Origin of the sequence: Streptomyces sp. NPDC127106 (assembly GCF_042677605.1) — a bacterium.
In the GTDB taxonomy this organism is placed as follows: domain Bacteria; phylum Actinomycetota; class Actinomycetes; order Streptomycetales; family Streptomycetaceae; genus Streptomyces.
The window spans coordinates 1-7,188 of sequence record NZ_JBHXTC010000032.1; the positions used below are offsets into that span (position 1 = coordinate 1).

Here is a 7,188-nt window from a genome sequence, read left to right on the forward strand (position 1 = left end):
GAGTTCTCAAGGAACGGACGCTTCCTTTGTACTCACCCTCTCGGGCTTTCCTCCGGGCTTTCGTTCTTCGTTTCCGACTCTATCAGACTCTTTCGGGCCTGACCCCCAGTCAGCGGGGTTTGTCTTTCGGGCTGTTGGGCCCTTCCGACTCCCAGAACTCTAGTGGATTTCCCGGTCGATTCCTAATCGGCCTTCGAGAATGAATTCGGGTACGCCAAATTCACTCCCGGTGGGAGATCGTGCTGAGTTGGGTGCCGCAACGAGGCGGCGGGATGGTTGCCACCAGAACCTTTCGGCTCTTCGACAACCCACAGAACTTTACGGATCGCGAGGGGCCGTGTCAACCCTCGCGAGAGCGGGTCCGTCAGCTGCGCGACTGGAGGTCCTCCACGCGGTCCAACAGGCGCGTCAGCATGTCGCCCAGTCGGCCGCGTTCCTCCGTGGAGAGGTCCTGGAGCAGGTCCTCCTCGAAGAGGGTGGCCGCGCGCATGGCGTCGAGCCACTTGCTGCGGCCCTCGTCGGTGAGCTCCACGATGACGCGGACCCGGTTGGACTCGTCGCGCTCGCGCGTGACCAGCCCCTCCGCCGTCATGCGGTCGATCCGGTGGGTCATCGCCGCCGGCGTCAGGCCGAGCTGCTTCGCCAGTTCGCTCGGGCCCATCCGGTACGGGGCCCCGGAGAGGACGAGGGCCTTGAGCACCTCCCACTCCGCGTTGCTGATGCCGAGGGCCGCGGCCTGGCGTCCGTACGCGACGTTCATGCGGCGGTTCAGGCGGCTGAGCGCCGAGACGACCTTCTCCACCTGGGGATCGAGGTCCTGGAACTCGCGCTGGTAGACGGCGATCTGCTCGTCGAGGGTCGGCTCGTGGACGGACGCAGTGCCGTCGGGGGTGTCACCCATGGTCCGAAGTATCGCATGAAGCCGTTGGCGTCTAACTCCTTCAATGTGTACTCTTAAGCATCGAACTTTAGGTGTGAAGTCTTCAGGCTTCAGCTATCAGGGCAGGTGAAAAGTGACCAAGGTGATGGGCGCCGCGATGCGGCGGATCCAGGCCGGCAACGCGCTGACCGCGTTCGGCATCGGCTTCACGGTTCCGTTCCTCTACATCTACGTGGCGCAGGTGCGCGGGCTCGGCTCGATGGCTGCCACGAGCGCGTTCGTGGCCTTCGCCGTGAGCGCGCTGGTCGCGCTGCCCTTCACCGGTCGGGTCATCGACCGCCGCGGTCCCGTCCCCGTGGTCATCGGCGCGGCCGTCGCCGCGTCCGCCGGTGCGCTGGCGCTGGGGCTGTCCACCGGCATCGTGCCGATCCTGCTGTCCGCGCTGGCACTCGGCGCCGGGCAGGCCGTCATGCAGCCCGCACTCGCCACGATGATCGTGTGGTGCTCCACACCCGCCACCCGGACCAGGGCCTTCGCCCTGCAGTTCTTCATGCAGAACCTGGGACTGGGCATCGGTGGCCTCATCGGCGGCCAGATCGTCGACGAGAGCCGGCCCGCCAGCTTCACCCTGCTGTTCGGCATCGAGGCCGTGATGTTCCTGGTCCTGGCCGGCGTCATCCTCACCGTACGGATGCCGCACGCGCCCAGCATCAAGGACGCGATGCCGAAGGACCCCGCGCAGGCGGGCGGCGCGTGGAAGCGGCTCGCGCAGCACAAGACGATGGTCCAGCTCCTGGCCCTCGGCTTCGTGGTCTTCTTCGCCTGCTACGGGCAGTTCGAATCGGGGCTGGCCGCCTTCGGCACCGAGGCCGCCCGGATCTCCCCGTCCACCCTCGGCTTCGCCCTGGCGGCCAACACCGGCGCGATCGTCCTCGCGCAGTTCGCGGTGCTGCGGCTCGTCGAGAAGCGCCGGCGGTCGCGGGTGATCGCCCTGGTCGGCCTGATCTGGACGGTCGCCTGGTTGATCGCCGGGTTCTCGGGCCTGGGGCACGGTAGTGCCGTGATGGCCGCCGCCGCGTTCATCACCACGTACGCACTCTTCGGGATCGGTGAGGCGATGCTGTCGCCGACGCTCGCGCCGCTCGTCGCCGACCTGGCGCCGGAGGGCTCGGTGGGCCAGTACAACTCGGCCTTCGCACTGGTCAAGCAACTCGCGCTGGCGCTGGGTCCGCTGGGCGTACCGCTGGGTGCGGGGGTGCCGATGCTGTACATCGCGGTGTTCGTCGTGGTGTCGCTGGGCATCGCCTGGCTGGCGCTGCGGCTCGGCTCGCAGCTGAGCCCCGGACAGGACCGGCCGTCGCTGGCGAAGGCCGAGCCGGTGGCGGCGGGCGGGGCGAAGACCGCCGGCGGTGCCGGAGCGCAGGCTCCGGCGGGTGCCGCCGTGGTCGGTGCGGAGCCCGTGGCCGCGTAGCGTACGTATATACGTATGTGTGTACGAGGGAGGCTCGGTCCTGGGACCGGGCCTCCCTCGCCCGTTCCCGCTACTTGTCCGGCAGGGCGAACTCGCACCAGACGGCCTTGCCGCCACCCGGGGTGCGGCGGCAGCCCCAGGACGAGGCGATGGTGGCGATGATCGAGATGCCGCGCCCGGTCTCGTCGCCCGGTTCGGCGCGGCGGCGCCGGGGCAGGTGGTCGTCGCCGTCGGTGACCTCCACGATCAGTCGGCGGTCGGTGCGGCGCAGCCTCAGGCGCATGGGCGGGGTGCCGTGCTGGAGGGAGTTCGCCACGAGCTCGCTCGCGGCCAGGACCCCCAGGTCGCACAGCTCGACCGGGAAGCGCCAGGAGGTGAGGACGCCCTGGGCGAAGGCGCGGGCGCGCGGGGCGGCCTCGACGCCTCCGAGGAGGTCGAGGGCGGCGTTGTGGAAGAGCTCGGCGTCGGCTCCGGTGCGGTGCGGCTGCTGGAGGACCATGACGGCGACGTCGTCGTCGTGGTCGGCGTCCACGCCGAGCGCGCGCATGAGGCGGTCGCAGATGACGGCCGGGGTGCCCTGGGCTCCGGCGAGGGCGCGTTCCAGGGCGGCGACCCCCTCGTCGATGTCCTCGCCGCGGCGTTCGACGAGGCCGTCGGTGTAGAGGACGGCGGTGGAGCCGGGGCCCAGCGGGATGGTGCCCGAGGTGTGGAGCCAGCCGCCGGTGCCGAGCGGCGGGCCGGTGGGGTCGGCCGCCCGGTGCACGGTGCCGTCCGCGTCGCGCACCAGGATGGGGAGGTGGCCCGCGGAGGCGTAGGCGAGCAGACCCTCGTTGGGGTCGTGGACGGCGTAGACGCAGGTGGCGATCTGGCTGGCGTCGATCTCGGCGGCCAGGCCGTCGAGGAGCTGGAGCACCTCGTGCGGGGGCAGGTCGAGGCGGGCGTACGCGCGGACCGCGGTGCGCAGCTGGCCCATGACGGCGGCGGCGCGGACCCCGCGGCCCATGACGTCGCCGATGACGAGGGCGGTGCGGCCGGCGCCGAGGGTGATGACGTCGTACCAGTCGCCGCCGACGGCTGCCTCGGTGCCGCCGGGATGGTAGGTGGCGGCGATGCGGAGGTCGTCGGGCTGCTCCAGCTCCTGTGGGAGGAGGGAGCGCTGGAGGGTGACGGCGGCTTCGCGCTGGCGGCGCTCGCTGGCGCGCAGGCGCTCGGCGGCTTCGGCGTGGTCGGTGACGTCGGCGAGGTGGATGAGGACGCCGGCGTGGTGGGGATGCGGGTCGGCGTCGGTGTCGGGGGCGGCCTTGGGGAACTCGACCGGGGTGCAGGTGACCGTGTAGCAGTTGCCGCCGCCGGGGGCGGTGCGGTTCTTGGCGGTACGGGGCTTGCCGCTGCGCTGGACCTGGTCGAGGAGCGGGAGCAGGCCGAGCTCGCCGAGTTCGGGGAGGGCCTCGTGGGCGGGTGCGCCGGCGGGGCGGGGACCGAAGCCCGCGGTGTAGGCGTCGTTGACGTAGGCGACGCGGTGCTCGGGGCCGTGGACGAGGGCGACGAGGGCCGGGAGCCGGCCGAGGACCTCGCGTACGGAGAGCTCGTCGAGGGAGGGCACGGCCGGGACGGGACCGCTGCCGGCGCCCTGGCCGGTACCGGGGCCGGGGCCGCCGGCGCTCGGGCCGGTGCCCGTGCCGGAGGCGGTGGGGTCGGCCGGGCCGCCGTCGGGGGCGGTCGTGGGGCGCGCGGCTGCGCCGCGGGCAGCCGGAACGGCGCCTTCGCCGCGCTTCGCCTGGGCGGCGGCATGTTCGGACCGGGCGGCGGCGCGGCGCTGCGTTCCGGGAAACCGGGCGCTCCAGCGCGTGAAGTTCACTGCGTTCAAGCCTCGTGGTGTCGCAAGTGGTCGCGGTCGCTGTCGTCGCTGTATCGCTGGGTGGGTCGGTGGGGGTCGCTGGACGGTGTCACTCTGTGCAGGTGTGAGCACACCTATGGTCACACGTCCAGTGTGGCCGACGGCACTGACAGCGTCAGCCCTGCTTTTCCTGCGGGGGTTCGGGGGCGGGCGGCGGGGGTGGGGGCAAGTGGTGCCGGTGGCCGCCACCGGCGGCGAGTTCGAATTCTGCCCTGGGATGTTCGAGGGAGCCGAGGGAGACGATCTCGCGTGTGAAGAGCCCGGCGAGGGTCCATTCCGCGAGGACGCGCATCTTGCGGTTGAACGTGGGGACCCGGCTGAGGTGGTATGCGCGGTGCATGAACCAGGCGGGATAGCCCTTGAGCTTGCGTCCGTAGACGTGGGCGACGCCCTTGTGGAGGCCGAGGGCGGCGACGGAGCCGACGTACTGGTGCGCGTACTCGGTGAGGACCTCGCCGCGGAGGGACGCGACGAGGTTGTCGGCGAGGACCTTGGCCTGGCGGACGGCGTGCTGCGCGTTGGGGGCGCACTCGCGGCCGGGTTCGGCGGCGGTGATGTCGGGGACGGCGGCGGCGTCGCCGGCGGCCCAGGCGTGTTCGACGTCCTTGACGGTGAGGAAGGCGGTGCAGAGGAGGCGGCCGCGCTCGTTGCGGGGGAGGTCGGAGGCGGCGAGGACCGGGTGCGGTTTGACGCCGGCGGTCCAGACGAGGGTGCGGGTGGGGAAGCGGGCGCCGTCGCTGAGGACGGCGACGCGGTTCTCGCAGGACTCGAGGCGGGTTTCCAGGCGGACGTCGATGCCGCGGCCGCGCAGTTCGCGGACGGTGTAGACGCCCATCTCGGGGCCGACCTCGGGGAGGATGCGGTCGCTGGCCTCGACCAGGACCCACTTCATGTCCTCGGCCCTGACGTTGTGGTAGTAGCGGGCGGCGTAGCGGGCCATGTCCTGGAGCTCGCCGAGGGCCTCGACGCCCGCGAAGCCGCCGCCGACGAAGACGAAGGTGAGGGCGGCGTCGCGGATGGCGGGGTCGCGGGTGGAGGACGCGATGTCCATCTGCTCGATGACGTGGTTGCGCAGCCCGATCGCCTCCTCGACGGTCTTGAAGCCGATGCCGTAGTCGACGAGGCCGGGGACGGGGAGGGTGCGGGAGACGGAGCCCGGGGCGAGGACGAGCTCGTCGTACGCGAGCTCCTGCGGGCCGGTGCCTTCGTCGGCGGTGGCGAGGGTGGTGACGGTGGCGGTGCGCTTGGCGTGGTCGATGCTCCGGGCCTCCCCGATGACGATGCGGCAGCCGGCGAGGACGCGGCGCAGGGGCACGACGACGTGGCGGGGGGAGATCGAGCCGGCTGCGGCCTCGGGGAGGAACGGCTGGTACGTCATGTAGGGGTCGGGGGTGACCACCGTGATCTCGGCTTCGCCGGCTCTGAGCTTCTTCTGGAGCCGGAGGGCCGTGTACATGCCGACGTAGCCGCCGCCGATGAGGAGGATGCGCCGGGGGCCGGACGCGGCGGGGGGTGTGGCGTCCGGGGCGGGGCGCGGGCCCGCGTCCGGGGTGGGACCGGGCGTGGCGGATCCTGCGGCGGAGGTGCCGGGGGCGGCGGAGGTGCCGGAGCTGCCGGGCTCGGCGGAGCTGGCGGGCGTGGTACCGGGGGCCGTGCCTCGGGAGTTGGCTGCCTTCACCATCCCATGACGCAACGTGGCCGGGAGTTTGTCCACAGGCCTGACAAATTGTGTGACCGGAGGGGGCGGTGGGACAGGGCACTCGGACGGCCCAGGAGGGGGTGGAGTTCCGCAGGTCAGAGGGTGCGGAGAGGGGGGTTCCGGAGGCTCGGATCGGAAAAGTGGGGGCGAATGCTCCGATCGGGCGGCGGTCGGTCGGGGGCTGCCTCTTCTGAATTGACTCTGGCTCAACTATGTTCGTATCTCGTCGAGGAGTGAGACCGGGGCCACTGACCGTGGCCAACCTCGACACAAGGCGGGGAAGTCTCCGGGGGGAGACAAGCGATTACCGGGGGATACATATGAACATGTCCGATTTCCATGGTTCTGCGACCGCGCTCTCGAGCGAGAGCAACGGCCGTGTGATGGCCGGCGGCACGAGCACCACCACGACCGGGGTGGGGCGCACCACGCCGCTGCGCGTCGACGCCCAGCGCAACCTCGAGCACGTGCTGCGTGCTGCCCGCGAGGTCTTCGGCGAGCTGGGCTACGGGGCCCCGATGGAGGACGTCGCGCGGCGCGCGCGTGTCGGTGTCGGCACCGTGTACCGGCGCTTTCCCAGCAAGGACGTCCTGGTCCGCCGAATAGCCGAGGAAGAGACCGCCCGGCTGACCGAGCAGGCCAAGACCGCGCTGGGCCAGGAGGAGGAGCCGTGGCAGGCGCTGTCGCGCTTCCTGCGCACCTCCGTCGCTTCGGGCGCCGGGCGGCTGCTGCCGCCGCAGGTGCTGCGGGTCCGTACCGCCGAGGATGCCGAGGACGCTCCGGAGGTACGCGTTCCGCACCAGCGGCAGGCCGGTGAGGGCGGCGGGGCTCCCGAGCTGCGGGTCGTGGGCTCGCGGACTGCCGCGGAGGACGAGCCGTCGGCGGACGCGGGCGCGGGCGCGCTGCTCGAAGTGGTCGGCCGGCTGGTCGACCGTGCCCGGGAGGCCGGTGAGCTGCGGGCCGATGTCACGGTGGCCGATGTGCTGCTGGTCATCGCCACGGCGGCGCCGGCCCTGCCCGACGCGGCGCAGCAGGCGGCGGCTTCGGCCCGCCTCCTTGACATCCTGCTCGAGGGGCTGCGCTCCCGCACTGCCTGATACGGAATCAGGCACCCGCAGGCGCGGGGGGGGGGGCGGGGGGGCGGGGGCGCGGGGGGGGGGCGCGCGGGCGGGGGGGGGGCGGCGCGCGGGCGCGGGCGCGGGGGGCGGGGGGGCGCCCCGGCGCGGCCGGCCCGCGGGGGC

Annotated in this window: 5 protein-coding genes; 2 read left to right on the forward strand and 3 right to left on the reverse strand. The window is 72.4% G+C overall.

Annotated features, from left to right (window positions below; genetic code table 11):
• Positions 1-364: 364 nt before the first annotated feature.
• Entirely contained in the window at positions 365-901 is a 537-nt protein-coding gene (locus ACFVGY_RS24250) for a MarR family winged helix-turn-helix transcriptional regulator (RefSeq protein WP_385680681.1), read from the reverse strand.
• 124 nt (positions 902-1,025) lie between these two features.
• Between ACFVGY_RS24250 and ACFVGY_RS24255 the strand changes: the two genes are divergently transcribed.
• On the forward strand, positions 1,026-2,351 hold the full coding sequence (locus tag ACFVGY_RS24255) for an MFS transporter (protein ID WP_385680802.1): 1,326 nt from the start codon (positions 1,026-1,028) through the stop codon (positions 2,349-2,351).
• A 70-nt stretch (positions 2,352-2,421) separates the two neighbouring features.
• Here the strand turns inward: ACFVGY_RS24255 and ACFVGY_RS24260 are convergent, their stop codons facing one another.
• Positions 2,422-4,209, reverse strand: coding sequence for a SpoIIE family protein phosphatase (locus tag ACFVGY_RS24260; protein WP_385680804.1), 1,788 nt, complete (start codon positions 4,207-4,209; stop codon positions 2,422-2,424).
• 154 nt (positions 4,210-4,363) lie between these two features.
• Entirely contained in the window at positions 4,364-5,704 is a 1,341-nt protein-coding gene (locus tag ACFVGY_RS24265; RefSeq protein ID WP_385680806.1) for an NAD(P)/FAD-dependent oxidoreductase, read from the reverse strand.
• A 563-nt stretch (positions 5,705-6,267) separates the two neighbouring features.
• Between ACFVGY_RS24265 and ACFVGY_RS24270 the strand changes: the two genes are divergently transcribed.
• Positions 6,268-7,044 (forward strand): TetR/AcrR family transcriptional regulator, encoded by a 777-nt coding sequence (locus ACFVGY_RS24270; RefSeq protein WP_385680683.1) that lies wholly within the window; start codon positions 6,268-6,270, stop codon positions 7,042-7,044.
• Positions 7,045-7,188: the final 144 nt, after the last annotated feature.

Bases quoted from the DNA above. Each gene is read 5' to 3' on its own strand.
- ACFVGY_RS24250 (WP_385680681.1), bottom strand. From the start codon at position 901: ATGGGTGACACCCCCGACGGCACTGCGTCCGTCCACGAGCCGACCCTC.
- ACFVGY_RS24255 (WP_385680802.1), top strand. From the start codon at position 1,026: ATGGGCGCCGCGATGCGGCGGATCCAGGCCGGCAACGCGCTGACCGCG.
- ACFVGY_RS24265 (WP_385680806.1), bottom strand. From the start codon at position 5,704: ATGTACACGGCCCTCCGGCTCCAGAAGAAGCTCAGAGCCGGCGAAGCC.
- ACFVGY_RS24270 (WP_385680683.1), top strand. From the start codon at position 6,268: ATGAACATGTCCGATTTCCATGGTTCTGCGACCGCGCTCTCGAGCGAG.